Below are 21,550 nucleotides of genomic sequence, written 5' to 3'. Positions count from 1 at the left end.
GCATTATGAATGAAAACAGAATGCTGGGGTTAGCCTATATCTCTCCCTATATAATAGGATTGATAGTTTTCACGGCATTCCCCTTTGTTTCATCTTTCTTTCTCAGTTTTACTGAATATGACCTTATGAATCCGCCCGTATTTAATGGGATAGAGAATTATCGTCATATGCTAACTGAGGACGATTTATTTTGGAAATCCATGGGCGTTACATTTGCCTATGTATTTTTGACGATTCCATTAAAGCTGGCCTTCGCTTTAGGCATTGCATTTGTCCTAAATTTTAAGTTAAGAGGCATTGGCTTCTTTCGCACCGCTTTTTATATTCCGTCAATCCTCGGTAGCAGTGTGGCCATTGCGGTACTGTGGCGTGCGCTATTTGCCATCGACGGCTTATTGAACGGCTTTATTGGCGTGCTTGGCTTTGATCCGGTTAACTGGCTCGGCGAACCTTCTTTGGCGTTAACCTCGGTAACACTGCTGCGCGTCTGGCAGTTTGGTTCCGCCATGGTTATCTTCCTCGCAGCATTGCAAAACGTTCCTCAGTCTCAGTATGAGGCCGCCATGATAGACGGTGCCTCTAAATGGCAAATGTTTATGAAAGTCACGGTGCCATTAATTACACCGGTTATTTTCTTTAACTTTATTATGCAAACCACTCAGGCCTTCCAGGAATTTACTGCCCCTTACGTTATTACCGGTGGCGGGCCAACGCACTACACTTATTTATTCTCCCTTTATATTTATGACACCGCATTTAAATATTTCGACATGGGCTACGGTGCCGCATTGGCCTGGATATTATTCTTGGTTGTTGCTTTATTCGCTTCGATTGCCTTTAAATCTTCGAAATATTGGGTGTTCTACTCCGCCGATAAAGGAGGAAAAAATGACTGATATCCAACAAAACCCGCGATCTCAATCAGAAAATCTGTCAGCTACACAGCAAAGCGCCGCTGAAGAAATCAGCCGGACATTGCGAAAAGAAAAAATAAGTGCGGCCCTCCGTTATGTGGTGTTAATTATCGTCGGGTTATTAATGTTGTATCCATTATTATGGATGTTCTCCGCCGCATTTAAACCGAATAACGAGATCTTCACGACTTTAGGACTATGGCCAGAGCACGCAACGAAAGACGGTTTTGTTAATGGTTGGAAAACCGGTACTGAATATAATTTCGGCCATTATATGCTGAACACATTCAAATACGTCATCCCGAAAGTTATTCTGACCATTATTTCCTCTACTATCGTCGCCTACGGTTTTGCCCGCTTCGATATTCCATGGAAAAAGTTCTGGTTCGCTACGTTGATTACCACCATGTTGCTGCCAAGTACCGTGCTGTTGATCCCGCAATACATAATGTTTCGCGAAATGGGCATGCTGAACAGTTATTTACCTCTGTATTTACCCTTAGCTTTTGCTACTCAGGGATTCTTCGTCTTTATGCTCATTCAATTCTTGCGCGGCGTACCGCGTGATATGGAAGAAGCGGCGCAAATTGACGGCTGTAATTCCTTCCAAGTGCTGTGGTACGTAGTCGTGCCTATTCTTAAACCGGCCATTATCTCCGTCGCCCTATTCCAGTTTATGTGGTCAATGAATGATTTTATCGGCCCGCTGATTTATGTCTACAGCGTCGATAAATACCCGATTGCGCTGGCTCTGAAAATGTCTATCGATGTAACGGAAGGCGCTCCGTGGAACGAGATTTTGGCAATGGCAAGTATTTCCATTCTGCCATCCATCATTGTTTTCTTCCTGGCTCAGCGCTATTTCGTGCAGGGCGTCACCAGCAGCGGAATTAAAGGTTAAAAGAGGATTTATCATGGCTGAAGTCATTTTCAACAAATTAGGCAAAGTGTATTCCAACGGTTTCAGAGCGGTACACGGTATCGATCTGACCATCCACGACGGCGAATTTATGGTTATCGTCGGGCCGTCCGGCTGCGCGAAATCCACCACTCTACGCATGTTGGCCGGTCTGGAAACCATCAGCGATGGGGAAGTGCGTATTGGCGATCGGGTGGTTAATAATCTGGCACCAAAATCTCGCGGTATTGCCATGGTGTTTCAGAACTACGCGCTGTATCCACATATGACAGTGAAAGAAAATCTGGCCTTTGGCCTGAAGCTCAGCAAATTACCAAAAGAACAAATTGAAACTCAGGTCAGCGAAGCAGCCAAAATTCTGGAATTAGAAGATTTATTGGATCGGCTGCCGCGTCAACTTTCTGGTGGGCAAGCTCAGCGCGTTGCCGTGGGGCGCGCCATTGTAAAAAAACCGGACGTGTTCTTATTTGATGAACCGTTATCGAACCTCGATGCTAAATTGCGCGCATCAATGCGCATCCGTATTTCCGATTTACATAAGCAATTAAAGAAAAGCGGTAAAGCTGCTACCACGGTTTATGTCACACACGACCAAACCGAGGCTATGACCATGGGTGACAGAATCTGCGTGATGAAACTGGGTCATATTATGCAGGTCGATACGCCAGACAATTTGTATCACTATCCGGTCAATATGTTTGTCGCCGGTTTTATTGGCGCGCCGGAGATGAATATTAAGCCGAGTAAACTGGTAGAAACCGAGGGGCAAATTGGCCTGACGGTGGGTCAATATACGCTGGTATTAAATCCTTCCCAACAAAGAAAAGTAGCGGCACACAGCGGAGAAAAAGTTTTCTTCGGCGTGCGTCCGGAATTTATTCGTATGTCACAAGCGCCTTTCACCACCCATCACTCTCAGGGTGAATTAGTGCGGGTAGAAAATATGGGGCATGAGTTCTTTATGTACGTCAAAGTCGATGACTTCGAGTTGACCTGCCGTCTGCCTTCTGATGAAGCTCGTCCCATTATTGAGAACGGACTGCACCGTACCGTTTATTTCCAGTTTGATATGGATAAATGCCATATCTTTGACGCAAAAACAGAAAAAAACATCTCTCTTTAACAGGAGCAGTACCCAATGAAAAAAGCGATCCTACACACGCTGATAGCTTCTACTCTGGCACTATTATCACACCAGTCTTTTGCTCAGGATGAGGTTAATCTTCGTATGTCCTGGTGGGGCGGTAATGGCCGCCATCAGGTCACGCTAAAAGCTTTGGAGGAATTCCATAAGCAGCATCCGAATATTAACGTTAAAGCCGAATATACCGGTTGGGACGGCCATCTTTCTCGTTTAACTACGCAAATTGCCGGTAGTACTGAACCGGATGTGATGCAAACCAACTGGAACTGGCTGCCGATTTTCTCTAAAGATGGCGCAGGCTTCTACGATTTATTTAAAGTCAAAGACACGTTGGATTTGGATCAGTTCGATCCCAAAGAATTACAGCAAACTACGGTTAACGGTAAACTGAACGGTATTCCGATTTCGGTTACCGCCCGTATTTTCTATTTTAACGATGAAACCTGGAAAAATGCGGGTCTAGAATATCCAAAAAATTGGGACGAGCTGCTAGCCGCAGGCGCCGTATTTAAAGAAAAACTGGGCAACCAATATTATCCCGTCGTTTTAGAGCATCAGGACACATTGGCGTTAATTCGCTCTTATATGACGCAAAAATACAATATTCCAACGATTGACGAAGCCAACAAAAAATTTGCCTATAGCAAAGATCAATGGGTGGAGTTTTTTACTCTGTATAAGAAAATGGTAGATAGCCATGTAATGCCTTCGACCAAATACTATGCATCCTTCGGCAAAAGTAATATGTACGAAATGAAACCCTGGATTAACGGTGAGTGGGCCGGTACATATATGTGGAACTCCACCATTAATAAATACTCCGACAACCTGAAAAAACCGGCTAAATTGGTGTTAGGCCCCTACCCAATGCTGCCAGGTGCCAAAGATGCCGGTTTATTCTTTAAACCTGCGCAAATGCTGTCTATTGGCAAATCTACCCAACATCCGAAAGAAAGCGCCATTCTGATTAACTTCCTGCTAAACAGCAAAGAAGGTGTGGAAGCGCTTGGGTTGGAACGCGGCGTGCCGCTTAGCGCGACGGCGGTTGAACAATTACGCACCAGCGGCACTATTCAAGATACCGATCCGTCCGTATCTGGCCTAAATATGGCATTAGCCTTGCCGCACGAAATGAAAACCTCGCCTTATTTCGATGATCCACAAATTGTTTCTTTATTTGGTGACGCCATTCAATACATCGATTATGGTCAGAAAACCGTAGAGGAAACTGCAGAATATTTTAATCGTCAGGGTGACCGAATTTTAAAACGCGCCATGCGATAAATCGAAGAATAAGGCACTAAACTCACCCTGCCATTTATTTGGCGGGGTTTTTCTGCTTGATTAAATTACAATAAAAACAATCAATTAGATCGTCATCACAACTTTAAAATGCTTTTATTTTATTAGGGAACAATGACGACATCGATCACAAAAATTATTAAAATAATAAATAGAATATAAAACCACAATAAATGAAACGATGTTTCTTTTTTAAGAATGTATTCTTTATTGATGCGAAAATACATCACTCAGGGATTATAAAAATGAAATTTAAATTACTTACTCTGGCAATGGCATCAGTTATCAGTTTCAGCTCTGTGGCAACAACTATCGATTATCGTCATGAAATGCTGGATAGCGGTTCGAACGATCATAAAGATCGTCTGCTGTTCTCTAACCGTTTCGCTAACGGCTTTGGCCTTTCTTTGGAAGGCAAATGGCGGCAACACAGCTCGGACAACACCGCAAACAAACCTTTTCACGAACAGGTCAGTAATGGTACCGAAGTGGTAGCCAGCTATGTGTATAAATTTAACAAGACCTTCCAGTTGGAACCGGGCTTCTCTCTGGAATCCTCATCAGACAGCAATAACTACCGGCCATATTTACGCGGCAAAGTTGCCTTTACTGACGATTTCTCTACGTCTCTACGCTATCGCCCTTATTACAAACGTAACCAGCCTTCCACCAAAGATACTGAGAAAGGCCATCAATTCACCCTGCTATTTGCCTATAACTTCCTGAAAGATTACTCCGTCGAATATGAGTTGGATTACAAAAAATCTGAGGACAAAATTCTGGCAAATAACGAAAAGTATGACTGGAGTCATGATGTCAAATTGGCCTACAAATGGGATAAAAACTGGAAACCTTATGTGGCTATCGGCAATGTTTCTGGCAGCAGCCTGACCGACGAACGCCAGACCCGTTTCCGCGTGGGGGTGCAGTACACCTTCTGATCGTCGTTATAACCTGGTCACCGTTATAACCTCAGTATGTCCGATTTGATTGAATACTCATCATTAGTATTGCAGTAACTGCCGCTGCAAACCTGTTACCCGTGTTTGGGGAAAAATCTGACTCCCAGTCGCTTTTCCCCGTTTTTTTCACCTTCCATTTCCTATAATATCCGCCGCCCAGCCACGCGCCAGCTGTGGATTGTCTGAAAAAACAACATTCACCCTAAAATCACTCCTAATGTGACATTTAGTTACAGCGTAACGGCTATCTTCACCCAGAGAAATCCCATATACTGGATAAATTAACAGTTATAGTTTGGGACGTTTGTATGACCGCGGAAGGGCATTTGATTTTTTCTGTCGCCTGCGCAATTTTTGCCAAAAAAGCCGGGTTGACTCCCGAGCTTACACAGGGGGACTGGTGGCACATTATACCGGGCGCCCTTTTGACGTCTCTACTACCTGATATTGACCATCCCCGCTCTGTTCTGGGGCAACGCTTGAAGTGGATTTCCGCGCCTATTGCACGGATTTTTGGCCATCGCGGTTTTACCCACAGTTTATTAGCGATCCTCGGTGGAATAGCGTTATTTCAGCTTGAAATTCCCCGCAGTTGGTTTATCCCACCTGACGTCATGCATGCGATGATCGTCGGCTATTTCAGCCATTTATTGGCGGATATGCTGACGCCTGCTGGCGTACCACTGCTGTGGCCGTGCCGTTGGCGGTTTCGCCTGCCTCTGCTCAATTCGCAAAAAGGGAATCAGCTGGAACGCGTGTTTTGCGTACTTTTAGTATGCTACGCCGTTTACTGGCAGAGCGACCGCTCATTTCCCGTCCAATCCTATGTTGAGCAATTGAAGAGTTTCAAACTCTGATCACAATTAACTGCCGAAATCATCACCAAAAGCATATACTTTATACAAATTTGCGTAAAAAATTATATCAAATTCTTTTTGGATATAAGTGAGCCAACTCAGTAACTGTTAGGATAGTTGGCTTCGCGACCTATCAAGGTCAGCAATATAAATAGAATACGCAAAAAGTATTCATAATAGAATTTTGGAGATTTGGGGATGAACCTACCGCTCGTAATTAATGTGGCGATTTTTGTCGCATTGCTGTTGCTATTGGCACAAACCCGTCACAAACAGTGGAGCCTGGCCAAAAAAGTTCTGGCTGGTCTGGCATTAGGCGTGGTGTTCGGCCTCGGCCTGCATTTGGTGTATGGCTCTGACGACCCGGTAATGAAAGAATCTATTACCTGGTTCAATATCGTCGGTAACGGTTATGTACAATTACTGCAAATGATCGTGATGCCGTTGGTATTTGCGTCCATTTTAAGTGCCGTCGCCAAGCTGCATAATGCGGCGTCGCTGGGGAAAATCAGTTTCCTGTCTATCGGCACCCTGCTGTTTACTACCATGATTGCGGCGTTAGTCGGTGTATTTGTCACCAATCTGTTCGGCCTGACCGCTGAAGGTCTGGTTCAGGGCACTCAGGAAGCGGCTCGCCTAAGCGCGATTGAAAGCAATTATCTGAGCAAGGTTTCGGATCTGAGCGTGCCTCAGCTGATTTTGTCCTTTATCCCGAAAAATCCGTTTGCCGATTTAACCGGTGCAAACCCAACTTCGATTATCAGCGTAGTTATCTTTGCGACTCTGCTGGGAATTGCTTCACTGCAATTGCTGAAAGACGACGTTGAAAAAGGTAAACGCGTACTGGTTGCTATCGATACCCTGCAATCCTGGGTGATGAAACTGGTTCGTCTGGTTATGAAACTGACCCCATACGGCGTGCTGGCATTGATGACCAAGGTCGTCGCTGGCTCTAACGTTCAGGACATTATCAAACTGGGTAGCTTCGTTGTGGCCTCGTATCTGGGTCTGGCGATCATGTTCGTGGTTCACGGTCTGTTGATTGCCTTTACCGGTATCAACCCGCTGAAATTTTTCAAGAAAGTTTGGCCGGTGCTGACATTTGCCTTCACGAGCCGTTCCAGTGCTGCCAGCATCCCACTGAGTGTGGAAGCGCAAACTCGCCGTCTGGGTATCCCTGAATCCATTGCCAGCTTTTCTGCGTCCTTCGGCGCAACGATTGGTCAAAACGGCTGTGCCGGTTTGTATCCGGCTATGCTGGCGGTGATGGTGGCTCCAACCGTAGGTATCAACCCACTGGACCCGATTTGGATTGCAACATTGGTCGGTATGGTCACCGTCAGTTCAGCTGGCGTAGCCGGTGTAGGTGGCGGCGCAACCTTTGCAGCCTTGATTGTACTGCCAGCCATGGGTCTGCCGGTCACGCTGGTTGCTCTGTTAATCTCCGTTGAACCTTTGATTGATATGGGCCGTACCGCCTTGAACGTAAGCGGTTCTATGACTGCCGGTACCATCACCAGCCAATTGATGAAACAAACCGACAAAGAGATTCTAAACAGTGATGACGAGGTGGAATTAGCGCATCGCTAAATGTCTCACTTATCGTAATCAGTAAAAAGCCGGGCAGCGTAAACTGTCCGGCTTTTTCAATTTTGTTTCACCTGGGTTCTTCAAACTGGATTAACTACGGTACTTTTCCACCAGAGCCTGTGCGATAGCCAGGGTTTCCACATCCGGTACGCCGCTGAAATCGCTGGCGCGGAAGTGCATCTGGAAGGCAGCTATCACCTTCAGGGTTTCCTCATCCAGTTCACCGGTTAGCGGGATTTTATACCCGTAAGTCGCTAACGCTTTCTGAATAGACTCAACCGGCACCAGCTCGTGTTTATCACGGCCATCAATCAGTTCCTGAACCCGCCCTTCGTCTGGCCAAGCGCCAATGCCAGCTTCATATAAACGTTTCCACGGGAAATACGGGCCGGGATCGGACTTTCTCTGCGGAGCAATATCACTATGCGCTACAACATCTGTCGGAGCAATATGATAACGGGCAACAATGTCCTTCCCCAGCCGCTCAATCAATTCAATCTGGTTTTCGTTAAACGGATACCACTTACGCCCTAGCAGCTCCTCTGTATAGCCCAGATTGACGATTTCCACGCCTATCGAGGTATCATTCAGGCTGGTACGTCCTTGCCATTCGCTGACCCCAGCATGCCAGGCGCGTTTATCTTCGGGAACCAGTTGCAGTACCACCGGTTTGCCACCTTCTTTACGCGGATGTTCCGTCACCAAATAATGCGCGCTAACCTGCTCTTGAGTCAGCAATCGCAGGGATTCCGCATCGTCAACCGCCGTATAGTGGAACACTAGAAAGCGCACCCGATCGTTCTGCCCCACCGCAGGATGGGTGGTATCTACCTGATAATCACCGCGATCGATCAATTTATGCGGGCTACTGCTACACCCAGCCAAAAGCAGCAACAGCGCCGCCGGCAATAATTTTTTCATCATTCACACTCCCTGTCGTTTGATAAACTCGATTCACAGTAACTGATGTAAACTAAATGGTATGTAAACGATACATTCTGCATAAGTATCATTTGCACCTTAAGAATTTACCATCATGGGGGAAACCAGCAAAAAAAACGGCCCCTGAATCAGGAGCCGCTGGATTTACCTAGCTAATAATGCATTAAACGCCGCCCATTAAAACGGGTAGTCGCGATAACCCATTTGTTCCGAGATATTACGCGCCGCCTGATGCAATGACTTTACATAATCGCTCTTATGTTCCTCTGAGAAACGCAGCGTCGGGAATGAAATACTCAGCCCCGCGATGGCAACGCCAAAACGGTCGAAAACCGGAACGGCGATACAACGCAGCCCTTCTTCCTGTTCTTCGATATCTTCGCCAAAACCTTGTTCACGCACCTGATCCAGCACTGGCAATAGCACCGCAGCGCTGTCCAGCGTGTGTTTGGTACTACGGGTAAACTCGATATGAGACAGAATTTCTTCCACTTCGCCGCGATCGCGCCAGGCCAGCAGCACCTTACCAATAGCGGTACTGTGCAGCGGGTTACGACGGCCAATTCGGGAATACATTCGCAGGTTATACATCGAATCAATTTTATGGATATAGACAATGCTGTCTTCATCCAAAGCGCCCAGGTGAATGGTCTCACGGGTCAGATTCGACAATTCGCGCATCTGAATATCCGAGCTGCGGATCAAATCGACGTTTTGCAGCGCTTTTGCGCCTAATTCAAACAGCTTAAGCGTCAGCGAATACTTTTCAGATTCCCCTTCCTGCGCCACATAGCCTAAAGACTTTAGAGTTTGCAGAAACCGGTAAACCGTACTTTTGGACATCATCACACGCTGCGAGAGTTCGGTAATACCGATTTCTCGCTCTTCACCCAACGCTTGTAAGATACCGAAAACTTTCAGAACCGACGAAACTGAGTCGGGCTGTTTATCAAAATCATTCGTAGCCATTGTGTCGTTACCCTACTCGTTTTTTTGTTTTAAAAAAAATAGAACAATGGTTTTATTATAAGAGGAAGCGGTGAGATTGCGCAATGATGCAATATAATTAATCTGATATCACACTGAGAAATAGGGATTTGGCCTCTTTTTACCCCGGAGGCCAGAGCAAAGATGCTATAACCACACAGTTTCAGGCAAAGTCGCTAAATACAGTGCGGGCTTGCCGTCAACATCTGAAGTAAACAGCACTTGTTTATTATCTGGTGTAAAAGAAGGATGCGGGTGGGTTACCTGACGATCGCCTTCAAATACCTTCCATGAGGTGTCGTGGCGCGCTATCTGATGCTGTTTGCCGGTTTTCATGTTGAATACGTACAGGAAAGGATCGTTTTCAATCTTGTAGCCGCTATCGTCCTGCACATCTACCGGCGCATCAGAGCCGTCGCCCACCATCAAAGAACCGTCATAATTGCTCATTAAATGGGAACAGGCTGGCATTTTGGTCAACTGACGATTTTCCAACGTGAGCGGATCGGCGCTGCAAATAAAACGGTCTGGGCTACCCTTCATATAAGAAACATAAACCAAAGCCGAGCCGTCCGGCACCCAGAATTCATGGGTGCAACTCTCTCCCGGCGCATGGGTTTTCACTTTGCGCATATTCGTGCCGTCTTCATTGATCAGCCACATACGTGCATCCACCAAATCGTGCGGGCCTTCATGACAGAAAGCGACGGTAGCATCATCGAAAGGACGATAAATAGGATGGCCTAGCCATTGGTTTTCCTGAAGAATCACCGTTGATTGCCCGGTGCGCAGATCGACTTTCATTAAACGGCAGCAAGGATGAGTGAAATAGAAATCGTGGAATTTCTTCCAATCGGTTAACGGCTGCCAGTCCTCCTGCTTGATTTCAATACCAACCAACTTAGTACAATCTGAATTCGCTACCCAAGTGCCATACCCCATCCACCCGTCAGGCACCTGATAAACCAAGAATTCTTCCAGTGAATCCAAATCTACCCGCATGAGATTACGGCCATTTTTTACGTAATATAGCGCGTCATCGTTTGGCGACAGAAAACCGCCAAAAGTATTATCGCCGATACCCTCGGTTAATTGAGTGGCTATCCGAGTAGTCAAATCCAGCAGATAATAGTTCCACGCCCCTTCAAAAGCGCCGCCAAATAACAGTTTACGGCCATCCTGAGTGAAGCACTTTTGATAGAAATAGTTACGATGACAGGTCACGTCCTGAGGCGTTAAACGAGTAATTTGGGCACCGGTAGAGGCATCCTGATAGGTGTGAAATGTCAGTGGAATGAGTTTACCTTTGGCCATCCGAGGAATCCTTAAAACGTCAGAGAATGAAAAATGTTGGCAGCATCAGCTGGTTAACATGTGACAATCCATTATAGGAACGATGTTTCATTTTTCCGTGATCGCAGTTTCGTTTTAGCCAATAGCATTGATATTTTCTGGCTTTTATCTGTCTTATCATGATGATTTGGCCACTCCTGCATCCTGCACACATTCGTTGACAATCAGTTATGACAATTAGCTATGACAATTATCCGAGTGGCAAAGATGCAATCTGCCACCTTTGCCGTTAGCATTATAATACTTAGCCATTTCATTACTTTTACAGATAAAATTCCATATGACACCTTCTCAGACTGATGGGTTGCCGGTTCCCCAGCGCTACGCCGCCATTTTGGTGATAGCTTTGGGTATTACTATTGCGGTACTGGATGGCACTATTGCAAATGTAGCGTTACCCACCATCGCCCGCGATTTGAATGCCAGCCCGGCCGATTCTATTTGGATCGTCAATGCCTATCAGTTAGCCATCACCATTTCGCTGCTCTCACTGGCATCCCTCGGGGATATCATCGGCTACCGGCGGGTTTATCAGGCTGGATTGCTTATTTTCAGCCTGACATCATTATTCTGCGCCCTGTCCGATTCCCTTTGGACGTTGACTTTTGCACGGGTATTACAGGGGTTTGGGGCTGCAGCGCTGATGAGCGTCAATACGGCGCTAATTCGAATCATTTATCCGCGAGCCCAACTTGGACGCGGTATTGGCATTAATTCCCTGATCGTGGCCTTTTCTGCCGCCGCTGGCCCTACCATCGCCGCCGCCGTACTATCGATAGCATCCTGGCAATGGCTTTTTGCCATCAATGTTCCAATTGGCCTGCTCGCCTGGTGTTTGGGCATGAAATACTTACCCGCTAACGTAGCCAAGAGTAACGGTAATAAATTCGATATTGTCAGTTGTCTGATGAATGCCATAACCTTTGGCCTGCTGATTATCGCCATTAGCGGCTTTGCCCAAGGACAAAGCCCGACGCTAATTGCCGGTGAAATCATAGCGCTATTACTGATTGGTTTTTTCTTCGTGCGTCGCCAGCTCAAGCAACCTTTCCCGTTATTACCCGTCGATCTGCTACGTATCCCGATTTTTGCCCTCTCCGTCGGCACCTCGATTTGTTCTTTTATTGCACAAATGCTGGCGATGGTGTCGCTGCCGTTCTTCCTGCAAAACGTGTTAGGGCGGGATGAAGTGGCGACCGGGCTGTTGCTCACCCCATGGCCGCTGGCAACGGTTGTGGCCGCACCGATTGCCGGTCGGTTAGTGGAACGCTATCAGGCGGGTCTGTTGGGCGGCATCGGACTGGCAGTTTTCGCCAGCGGACTCTTCCTGCTAGCAACTCTTCCGGCCAATCCGAGCGATTTGAATATTATCTGGCGCATGATGCTCTGCGGCGTCGGCTTCGGTTTATTCCAGTCGCCGAACAATCACACGATCATTTCTGCCGCGCCGCCCAACCGCAGCGGCGGTGCCAGCGGTATGTTAGGCACCTCGCGTCTGCTAGGGCAGACCTCTGGCGCGGCGTTAGTGGCCTTAATGTTCCATCAGTTTGCGGACAATGCTACTTATGCTTCTTTGCTACTTGCCGGCGGTTTTGCCACGCTGGCGGCGGTGGTTAGCCTGCTGCGCATTTCATCTAAAACCAGCTAGCGCGCTGAAAATTCGACAATAAAAAGGCACAAAAAAGCCCCGCTATTCACGGGGCTTTCTAACTGCTTCACCACAAGCGGTTGTGGCTTATTTCAGGTATTCGCCAGTACGCAGTGCTTCAATGCGCTTGTCCAACGGTGGGTGAGACATCAGCAATTCGCTGAAAGTCTTAGATTTACCGTTGATGCAAAACGCCATCATGCTGCTTTCTTCCTGCGGCTCATAGCTGGTTTTCAGGCGTTGCAACGCCGCAATCATCTTCTCACGACCCACCAATTTGGCTGAGCCAGCGTCCGCATGGAACTCCCGGTGACGAGAGAACCACATGGTGATAATGCTCGCCAAAATACCGAATACCAGTTCCAGCACCATAGACACGGCGAAATACACCATTGGGTTGCCAGAAGAACTGCCTTCGTTTTCCCGATCGCCAGACACAAAACCAGCGACAACCTGCGCAATTAAACGAGAAATAAAGATAACAAAGGTGTTCACCACGCCCTGAACCAGCGTCATTGTGACCATGTCACCATTAGCTACGTGACTGATTTCATGGGCGATAACTGCTTCCGCTTCATCGCGGCTCATGTTTTGCAGTAAACCGGTACTCACTGCCACCAGCGAAGCATCACGGCGAGCGCCGGTCGCAAAGGCGTTAATATCCGGAGCCTGATAAATGGCAACCTGTGGCATAGCGATGCCAACCTGTTGAGACTGACGACGTACGGTATCCAGCAACCAGCGTTCGGTTTCATTACGTGGCTGTTCGATCACTTCCCCACCAACGGAACGCAGCGCCATCCATTTAGACAGCAGCAGTGAAACGAATGAACCACCAAAACCGAACAGAAGCGCCATAATCATCAGCCCCTGTATACTACTTGACTGAATTCCAGTCAGGCTTAGCACCAGCCCGAAGACCAACATCACCGCCAGGTTAGTGAGAAGGAACAGAGCTATACGCATCATAAATTTTTACTTCCTTATTTGTTTAGCCGTTTACCGAAATTCCTATTGAGATATCCTGATCCTATGGGCATCTAATAAATTTTCAAGGCTTGTTAAGCCGTAACTGATTAAATCAACATAACTTTACAAATTTGAACATATTTTATCACATTCAGTCGTCTTCCTGCGCCGTTTTCCCCGTGATTCCCTCCGCCGCCCCAGCCACTCCGGCGATCCTTTAGCGCGTTTTTTACGATCACGGCCCACTCGTACCATAAAAAAATCCGGGGCCTCATAAGAGACCCCGGATGATTTTTGCATCACTGGCGGCTTATTTAGCGGCTGGTTGCTGCGCTTTTTCCAACTGGGCGAGATCCAAAGCAATATGGACGCTTTCATCCAGATAAGGATCCGGCTCTTGATAATCTTTAGGTAAATCATCCAAAGACTTCAGCGGCTTTTTACCTTCGCGTTTGAAACGTTCATTCAAGCGCGCCAAACGGGTGGCGTCGTCTTCCTGATTCTCTTTCTCACGCTGCGCATAGTTAAGGGAAACATTGTTGCGTTTCGCTTTTAACGCCTTAAAGCGCACGATATCTTCCTGAATGCTCTTAAATTCAGGATCGACAGCGATACGGGCCGCATGATCTTTCAATAACGCTGGCTCGAAAGGTTTCAAATCATCAACCTTGGTGTAGGTTGCGGCGTTGATGCTATCCCACGGCAACGCGTTATCTTCAAAGCTTTCACCGGTTTCCGCCGGATCGACACCGGTTGGCATCACAATGTCTGGCACCACGCCTTTACGCTGGGTACTGCCACCGTCCACGCGATAGAATTTCTGAATGGTGTACTGTACCGAACCTAATGCAGGCCACTCTGGACGCAGCATTTGATCGTAAATCCGATTCAGAGAACGGTATTGCTGCACCGTACCTTTACCGAAAGTCGGTTCACCGACAATCAGCGCACGACCATAATCCTGCATAGCTGCCGCAAAGATTTCAGACGCCGAGGCGCTATAACGATCCACCAGCACGACTAACGGGCCTTTGTAATACACAATGCCGTCGGCATCGCTGTCTTCACGCACTTTGCCGTTATTATCCCGCACCTGCACGACCGGGCCGCTTGGGATGAATAAGCCAGACAAAGAGACCGCTTCGGTCAAAGCGCCACCGCCGTTGCTGCGCAGATCGATAATAATACTGCTCACATTCTGCTTGGCCAGTTTTTGCAGCTGAACCTTCACGTCTTCGGTTAAACCGACATAGAAACCAGGAATATCCAACACTCCCACTTTCTCTTTGCCAATGGTTTTAACCGACATTTTAACCGCTCGGTCTTCCAGTCGGATGCGTTCGCGGGTCAGGGTGACGGTTTTCACTTTGGTTCCTTTGCCCGCAGGCAGGATTTCCAAACGCACTTTGGAGCCTTTCGGCCCTTTAATCAGCGCAACCACATCATCCAGACGCCAGCCAATCACATCGACCATAGGTTTACCGGTCTGACCGACGCCAACCACACGATCGCCGACGGTAATCGCCTTACTCTTGGCCGCTGGGCCACCGGGCACCATGGAGTTAATCAGGGTGTAATCATCATCCATTTGCAATACCGCGCCAATGCCTTCCAGAGACAAACTCATCTCAGTATTGAATTGCTCGGTGTTACGCGGAGACAAATAATTGGTATGCGGATCGATTTCATGAGCAAAAGCATTCATGATCAGCTGGAAAACGTCTTCGCTGTTGCTCTGCGTCAGGCGTTTAATGGCTGACTGGTAGCGTTTGGTCAACGTTTCTTTGATCTCTTTATCCGTTTTACCGGCTAATTTGAGATTAAGTTGATCATATTTGACCTTGGCGTCCCACAGCTTATTTAGCTCGGCTTCGCTAGTGGGCCACGGCGCCTTGGCGCGATCCAAATCGATGGTGTCATTGCCGGTAAAGTCCATTGGTCTTTCCAACACTGACAATGCGTATTGATAGCGCTCGAAACGACGTTTCTGCGCCAGGTTGAATAGCGCATAAGGCGTATCCAACTGACCGGATTTTAATTCATCATCCAGTGAATTCTTTTTATTGGCGAACTGTGCCACATCTGATGCCAGCAACAGGTTGTGACTGTAGTCCAACATATTGAGATAGCGATCAAATATCTTGGCGGAAAACTGATCGTCCAGCGCGAACTGACGATAATGAGAGCGAGTGAAGCGCGAAGCGACGCGCTCACTCACCGTCGAGTGCTGAGGCTCTTGACGCAGTTGAGGTAACTGATCGATACGATAAGTAGTCGTATCGCCAGCGTAACTCGCCCCCGCCAGTAACAAGCCTGCTAATGCTGTTAATCTGACAAATTTGTTCATGCCTAGGTTGGCCTCCGTATCAGAACTGCAAGTGTTCTGCGCGCACGATCATCGCCAGACCTGAAGATAGCTGCACCCGTACGCCATCTTTAGCGATTTCTAATACGGTTGCGTCCATCGCACTCTTGCCTGCTCTGACTTTGATTTCTTGACCAATTTGCAGTTTCGAGATATCTGTGACCGGCACAGGGCGTGGCTGGTTCTCTTCTGCCGCTGGGCGAGGAGCACGGGCCTGCTGTGGGCGATTTGGCTGACGAGGCTTACGAGCTTCCGGAGCAGCGCCTGCTTCACGACGTGGTGCAGGTTTTTTACCTGCCGGACGTGGGCGACGTGGCTCTGGGGTTTCACCCGCAGCAATGGCAGCTTCGCGTTTTTTAGCTTGTTGCTCAGCACGTTGTGCCTGAACACGGGCTTTCGCCTCTTCCAGCTGTTTGCGGGCATGTTCGACATGTTGCTCTTCCAGCACACCGCAAGGGTTGCCATCCAGATCAACACGCTCTGCTCCGACTTTGACCCCATAAAGATAACGCCAGCTTGAGGTGTATAGACGCAAGGCTGAACGCAATTGCGTTTTGCTTAAATTCTCTTCCCCCTGAACTCGCTCCACCAGATCCTGAAAAATGCCGATCTTTAATGGGCGTGCTTCGCCTTCGGCGGTGAAACAAAGCGGGAATCGCTCGGCCAAAAAGGCTATGACTTCTTTGCTACTGTTCAACTTAGGTTGATTTTCCATGAAATTTCCTGATTACAACGGGTTTGCCAACCAGCGCAGGCATGAACAGGCGTCATTATAATGACGCCTCCAGCAATTGCCACGTTATCCGTGTATCAACTTGCAGTCTGTGTGACATATTTCGCAACGTCACAGTGTTCAAGATGGGCGCAAAGCCCCGCCACGACTGACGTCAGCCCTTTTTCGTCTTCTTCATCGAAACGATCATAAACTGTGCTGTCAATATCCAAAACCCCGATGACAACGCCGTTTACCGCGATTGGCAGGACAATTTCGGCATTACTGGCGGCGTCACAGGCAATATGCCCGGGGAAAGCGTGGACATCCGCAACCCGCTGCACGCGATTTTCTGACACTGCCGTACCGCACACGCCTTTACCCACGGGAATACGTACACAGGCGATTTTCCCTTGGAACGGTCCCAATACCAGTTGATTGCCATCCATCAGGTAGAAACCGGCCCAGTTCAACCCGTCGAGGCGCTCATACAACAGCGCGCTGACATTGGAAAGTGTAGCGATAAAATTATGCTCACCAGCAATTAATGCACTCATATCGCGTTTTAATTCCGCGTAGAATTCTTCTTTTTTCATGTCGTAACCATTAACAAACCTAAGAATAGCCAGAGGCAACCGGTGCTTAGCCTCTCTAAAGTAAGCATTAAATGTACATTGCCACAAGGCTAATCATCTTTAACTGAGTAAAAGAGTTCCCTACAATAGGGAATTGACTGATTTTCAGGGTTCACACAACGGGTTATGCTGTCACGTTCGAGAATAAAAACCGCGGCTCAGCCCCGTCGCACACTATATTTGATTTATAGCGTAATTTGATGCGCTGCGAATTTAATGTGCTCCAAATTATATACCTCGACTTTCTGTACCCTGGTTCGGCATTTACCCATATTGCTATTGGGCTTTTCATCACCGGCGGAGCCATCGATTAGATATTTATGAAGATAGAAGCGATTTACCGCCCTCTTTCCACCGCGCGAGAACAGCGCTGCTGCGAATGTGACGCCCTATTTACCCTGCCACCAATGCAAGGTAATCAGGCCGCCTATTGCCCACGCTGTTGCGCCAAGGTCGTCAGCGGCCGTGATTGGTCCCTGACTCGCCTAACCGCAATGGCCGTAGCAATGCTACTGTTGATGCCCTTTGCCTTTAGCGAACCCTTAATCAGCATTCGTCTGCTCGGCACCCATATCGATGCCAGTCTGTTGGAAGGCATCTGGCAGATGACCAAACAAGGCGACCCCTTAACCGCCAGCATGGTGGCTTTCTGTATTTTTGGCGCGCCGCTCACACTGACGCTTTCTCTCCTTTATCTGCGCATTGGTAGCCGTATCGGCATGAATTTGCGGCCGGTGTTACTGATGCTGGAGAGATTAAAAGAATGGGTGATGCTGGACATCTATCTGATCGGTATGGCTGTTGCCTGTATCAAAGTCAAAGAATATGCCGACATTTCCCCAGGGCTTGGGCTTACGGCCTATCTGGCGCTAACCTTATTAAGCATTTTGACGCTAATTCACCTGAATCTGGAGCAACTGTGGGAACGCTTTTACCCGCAGGAACAGCCGCCGGGGCCAAGGGAAACGCTGCGGGTTTGCCTCTCCTGCCACTATACCGGCCATCCTGACGCCAAGGGTCGCTGTCCGCGCTGCCACACGCCGCTGCGCCATCGCCGCCGCCACAGCCTGCAAAAAACCTGGGCTGCGTTGATTGCCTCTATGGTGCTGCTATTGCCCGCCAACCTGCTGCCAATCTCGATTGTTTACGCCAACGGCGTGCGTATGGAAGATACCATTTTCTCTGGCGTGATTTCTCTGGCCTCCTCCGGCAATATGCCGATCGCCGCCGTGGTATTTATTGCCAGCGTATTAGTTCCTTTTACTAAAGTTATCGTACTGATTACCTTGCTGCTGAGTATTCATTTGAAAACTCAGCACAGTTTGAAGACCCGTATGCGTTTGATGCGTGTCATTACCTGGATTGGCCGCTGGTCAATGCTGGATTTGTTCGTTATTGCGTTAATGATGTCGCTGATCAACAGAGATCAGCTACTTTCGTTCACTATGGGACCGGCTGCCTTTTACTTTGGGTCTGCGGTAATTTTGACTATTCTTGCCGTTGAATGGCTGGATAGCCGATTGATTTGGGATGCACATGCAACAGGAAACGCCGAATACGCCGACTGAGGCTCAGGTTAGGCACAAACGCCGAATTTCACCCTTCTGGCTGCTGCCTTTCATTGCTCTGCTGATTGCGGGCTGGCTGGTTTATACCAACTGGCAAGATCGCGGAGCTGAAGTCACAATCGATTTTCAATCTGCCGCCGGTATTGTCGCCGGTCGTACCCCTATTCGATATCAAGGGGTTGAAGTCGGCACGGTGCAATCCATCAGTCTGAGCAAAGACTTACGCAGCATTGTCGTGACTGCCAGTATTAAAAACGATTTGGAAGACTCGTTGCGAGAAGGGACCCAATTCTGGCTGGTTACCCCCAAAGCCTCTCTGGCCGGGGTTTCCGGGTTAGACGCACTGGTCGGTGGTAACTATATCGGTATGATGCCGGGCCACGGTAAACCGCAAACCCATTTCACCGCGTTAGATACTCAACCCAAATTCCGCCTGAATACCGGCGAGCTGATGATTCATTTGAACGCCAAAGATCTCGGCTCTCTCAATACCGGTTCTCTGGTGTACTACCGCAAAATTCCGGTAGGCAAAGTTTATGATTACAACATTGCGCCGGATAACAATGGTGTAATCATTGACGTGCTGATTGATCGCCGCTTCGCTCATCTGGTGAAAAATGACAGCCGATTCTGGAATGTCTCAGGTTTTAAAGGCGATTTTAGCCTGAGCGGCGCGTCAGTCCAGATGGAGAGTCTGGCGGCCTTGGTTAACGGCGCAATTGCCTTTGATTCACCGCAGCAAAGCCAGGATGCCAAAACCGATCAACAGTTCCAGTTGTACCCCGATTTGGCCCACAGTAACCGCGGCGTAGCCATAACCTTGGATTTACCCAATGGCAATAATCTGGCTGAAGGCCGTACCCCGCTGATTTATCAGGGATTACAGGTTGGTACATTGACCAAACTGGTATTGCAACCAGACAGTAAGGTCACCGGCGAACTGACCATCGATCCTTCGGTTGTCGATCTTATGCGTACCGGCAGCCGTATCGAAATGAACAGTCCACGTATCAGCCTCAATGATACCAAGCTGAGTGAATTATTGACCGGTAATACGCTAGAGCTGGTTCCCGGAGACGGAGAGCCGCAACAGCACTTTATCGTACTAGATAGCAACAAAAGCCTGTTACAGCAGCCGGATGTACTGAAGTTAACCCTCACCGCGCCGCAAAGCTACGGTATTGATGTCGGGCAACCTATTGTGCTGCACGGCATTAAAATCGGGCAGGTTATTACCCGCACGCTGGATGATTCCGGTATCACCTTTACCGCTGCCATTGAGGCCAAATATCGTCATTTGGTGCATAACGATAGCAAGTTCGTGGTTAACAGCCGTATCGACGTCAAAATCGGTATTGATGGCATCAATGTTCAGGGTGCCAGCGCACAAGAATGGTTTGACGGCGGTATTCAGCTGCTGGCCGGGGGTAAAGGTGAACCGAAAAGCCAATATCCGCTCTACAGCAGTCGCGAAAAGGCTGAAGACGGTATTCTGGGTAACCTGCCTGCGACGACCCTCACTCTAACGGCCAGCAGCTTGCCCGACGTGCAAACTGGCTCGGTAGTTCTGTACCGCAAGTTTCAGGTCGGCGAAATAGTCAATGTTCGCCCAAAAGCCAATGAGTTTGAGGTGGATGTTTATATTCAGCCGGAATACCGTAACCTGTTGAGCAGTAAAAGTATCTTCTGGGCTGAGGGCGGAGCAAAAGTACAGTTAAACGGCAGCGGACTCACCGTGCAAGCTTCGCCTTTGAACCGGGCACTCAAAGGCGCCATTAGCTTCGATAATCTCGACGGCGTAACCTTGGGCAAAGGCGTTAAACGCACCCTGTATGCCACAGAAACCGCCGCCCGCGCCGTGGGGAGCCAAATTACGCTACGCACTTACGATGCCAGCAAACTGGCGGCAGGTATGCCTATTCGTTATCTGGGAATCGATATTGGTCAGGTCGAATCGCTGAAATTGTCCGCCGAGCGCAACGAAGTTCTGGCCAAAGCGGTACTTTATCCAGAATACGTGGAGAGCTTTGCTCGCTTCGGCACCCGCTTCTCTATCGTTTCACCGGAAATTTCCGCCGCCGGCGTCAATAACCTGGACACCCTACTCCAGCCGTATATTAACGTGGAACCGGGGCGTGGGCAGGCATTGCGTAATTTCGAACTACAAACCGCTACCATTACTGATTCGCGCTATCTAGACGGTCTGAGCATCGTGCTGGATACTGCCGAAGCCGGTTCATTACAGATCGGCACGCCGGTCTTGTTCCGCGGAATGGAGGTCGGTACGGTCACCGGATTCAATCTTGGCGCGATGTCAGATCGAGTACAGGTTTCGCTGCGAATCAGTAAGAAATACCAACAGCTCGTTCGGCAAAACAGCGTGTTCTGGCTGGCTTCCGGCTATAACCTACAGTTTGGTCTAACCGGCGGCGTAGTGAAAAGCGGCACCTTCCAGCAATTTATTCGCGGCGGTATCGCCTTTGCAACGCCACCGACAACGCCATTGGCACCGAAGGCTTCGGTCAATCAGCATTTCTTGCTGAATACTGAAGAACCTAAAGATTGGCGCAATTGGGGTACAGCGATTCCTCGCTTCTAGCCTCTCTAAATAAGCTCGCCGGATAGGTCGTTTATGGCCATCCGGCGTTTTTTTAAAGAATCCGATATGCTAAAAAAGAAGAAG

17 protein-coding genes are annotated in these 21,550 nt (G+C 48.4%); 10 read left to right on the top strand and 7 right to left on the bottom strand.

Annotated elements, in window-relative coordinates:
- The first annotated feature begins 5 nt into the window (after nt 1-5).
- The 7 genes from DBA33_RS15980 to DBA33_RS15950 all read left to right on the top strand — a co-directional run bounded on the left by DBA33_RS15980 (nt 6) and on the right by DBA33_RS15950 (nt 7,688).
- On the top strand, nt 6-896 hold the full coding sequence (locus tag DBA33_RS15980) for a sugar ABC transporter permease (RefSeq protein ID WP_049600619.1): 891 nt from the start codon (nt 6-8) through the stop codon (nt 894-896).
- Complete coding sequence (locus DBA33_RS15975) at nt 889-1,815, top strand: carbohydrate ABC transporter permease (RefSeq protein ID WP_064518074.1); 927 nt, start codon at nt 889-891, stop codon at nt 1,813-1,815. The genes DBA33_RS15980 and DBA33_RS15975 overlap by 8 nt, the downstream gene beginning before the upstream one ends.
- Before the next feature lie 13 nt (nt 1,816-1,828).
- The gene (locus tag DBA33_RS15970) at nt 1,829-2,956 is read left to right on the top strand and encodes an ABC transporter ATP-binding protein (protein ID WP_064518072.1); all 1,128 of its coding nucleotides are present in this window, start codon (nt 1,829-1,831) and stop codon (nt 2,954-2,956) included.
- Nucleotides 2,957-2,971: 15 nt separating this feature from the next.
- Complete coding sequence (locus DBA33_RS15965; RefSeq protein ID WP_120806808.1) at nt 2,972-4,261, top strand: ABC transporter substrate-binding protein; 1,290 nt, start codon at nt 2,972-2,974, stop codon at nt 4,259-4,261.
- Between the two features lie 263 nt (nt 4,262-4,524).
- The gene (locus DBA33_RS15960; RefSeq protein WP_064518068.1) at nt 4,525-5,220 is read left to right on the top strand and encodes an oligogalacturonate-specific porin KdgM family protein; all 696 of its coding nucleotides are present in this window, start codon (nt 4,525-4,527) and stop codon (nt 5,218-5,220) included.
- Between the two features lie 329 nt (nt 5,221-5,549).
- On the top strand, nt 5,550-6,098 hold the full coding sequence (locus DBA33_RS15955) for a metal-dependent hydrolase (RefSeq protein WP_064518066.1): 549 nt from the start codon (nt 5,550-5,552) through the stop codon (nt 6,096-6,098).
- A gap of 198 nt (nt 6,099-6,296) precedes the next feature.
- Nucleotides 6,297-7,688, top strand: coding sequence for an L-cystine transporter (locus DBA33_RS15950; RefSeq protein WP_064518064.1), 1,392 nt, complete (start codon nt 6,297-6,299; stop codon nt 7,686-7,688).
- Nucleotides 7,689-7,778: 90 nt separating this feature from the next.
- On the opposite strand, the gene DBA33_RS15945 is transcribed toward DBA33_RS15950, so the two are convergent.
- The 3 genes from DBA33_RS15945 to DBA33_RS15935 form a co-directional block, all read right to left on the bottom strand.
- Entirely contained in the window at nt 7,779-8,609 is an 831-nt protein-coding gene (locus tag DBA33_RS15945) for an N-acetylmuramoyl-L-alanine amidase (RefSeq protein WP_064518572.1), read from the bottom strand.
- A 198-nt stretch (nt 8,610-8,807) separates the two neighbouring features.
- A complete protein-coding gene (gene kdgR, locus DBA33_RS15940) occupies nt 8,808-9,599 on the bottom strand; it encodes a DNA-binding transcriptional regulator KdgR (RefSeq protein ID WP_064518062.1) in 792 nt (263 codons plus the stop codon).
- A gap of 165 nt (nt 9,600-9,764) precedes the next feature.
- Entirely contained in the window at nt 9,765-10,931 is a 1,167-nt protein-coding gene (locus DBA33_RS15935; RefSeq protein ID WP_120806806.1) for an oligogalacturonate lyase family protein, read from the bottom strand.
- A gap of 319 nt (nt 10,932-11,250) precedes the next feature.
- On the opposite strand from DBA33_RS15935, the gene DBA33_RS15930 reads away from it, so the two are divergent.
- Nucleotides 11,251-12,618: an MFS transporter gene (locus tag DBA33_RS15930; RefSeq protein WP_064518058.1), complete on the top strand. Its 1,368-nt coding sequence runs from the start codon at nt 11,251-11,253 to the stop codon at nt 12,616-12,618.
- 87 nt (nt 12,619-12,705) lie between these two features.
- Here the strand turns inward: DBA33_RS15930 and htpX are convergent, their stop codons facing one another.
- The 4 genes from htpX to DBA33_RS15910 form a co-directional block, all read right to left on the bottom strand.
- Nucleotides 12,706-13,587 (bottom strand): protease HtpX, encoded by an 882-nt coding sequence (gene htpX / locus DBA33_RS15925; protein ID WP_064518056.1) that lies wholly within the window; start codon nt 13,585-13,587, stop codon nt 12,706-12,708.
- 310 nt (nt 13,588-13,897) lie between these two features.
- Complete coding sequence (gene prc, locus DBA33_RS15920) at nt 13,898-15,934, bottom strand: carboxy terminal-processing peptidase (protein ID WP_120806805.1); 2,037 nt, start codon at nt 15,932-15,934, stop codon at nt 13,898-13,900.
- Between the two features lie 19 nt (nt 15,935-15,953).
- On the bottom strand, nt 15,954-16,667 hold the full coding sequence (proQ, locus tag DBA33_RS15915) for an RNA chaperone ProQ (protein ID WP_064518052.1): 714 nt from the start codon (nt 16,665-16,667) through the stop codon (nt 15,954-15,956).
- Between the two features lie 95 nt (nt 16,668-16,762).
- Nucleotides 16,763-17,260, bottom strand: coding sequence for a GAF domain-containing protein (locus DBA33_RS15910; protein WP_120806804.1), 498 nt, complete (start codon nt 17,258-17,260; stop codon nt 16,763-16,765).
- 359 nt (nt 17,261-17,619) lie between these two features.
- Between DBA33_RS15910 and yebS the strand changes: the two genes are divergently transcribed.
- Together yebS and DBA33_RS15900 are read left to right on the top strand one after the other, a co-directional pair.
- Nucleotides 17,620-18,867, top strand: coding sequence for a membrane integrity lipid transport subunit YebS (yebS, locus tag DBA33_RS15905; RefSeq protein WP_120806803.1), 1,248 nt, complete (start codon nt 17,620-17,622; stop codon nt 18,865-18,867).
- Nucleotides 18,836-21,466 (top strand): PqiB family protein, encoded by a 2,631-nt coding sequence (locus DBA33_RS15900; RefSeq protein WP_064518046.1) that lies wholly within the window; start codon nt 18,836-18,838, stop codon nt 21,464-21,466. Before yebS ends, DBA33_RS15900 begins: the two co-directional genes overlap by 32 nt.
- Nucleotides 21,467-21,550 lie beyond the last annotated feature (84 nt).

Source organism: Yersinia sp. IP36721 (assembly GCF_003634395.1).
In the GTDB taxonomy this organism is placed as follows: domain Bacteria; phylum Pseudomonadota; class Gammaproteobacteria; order Enterobacterales; family Enterobacteriaceae; genus Yersinia; species Yersinia entomophaga.
This window is presented reverse-complemented; position numbering and strand designations above follow the sequence as displayed.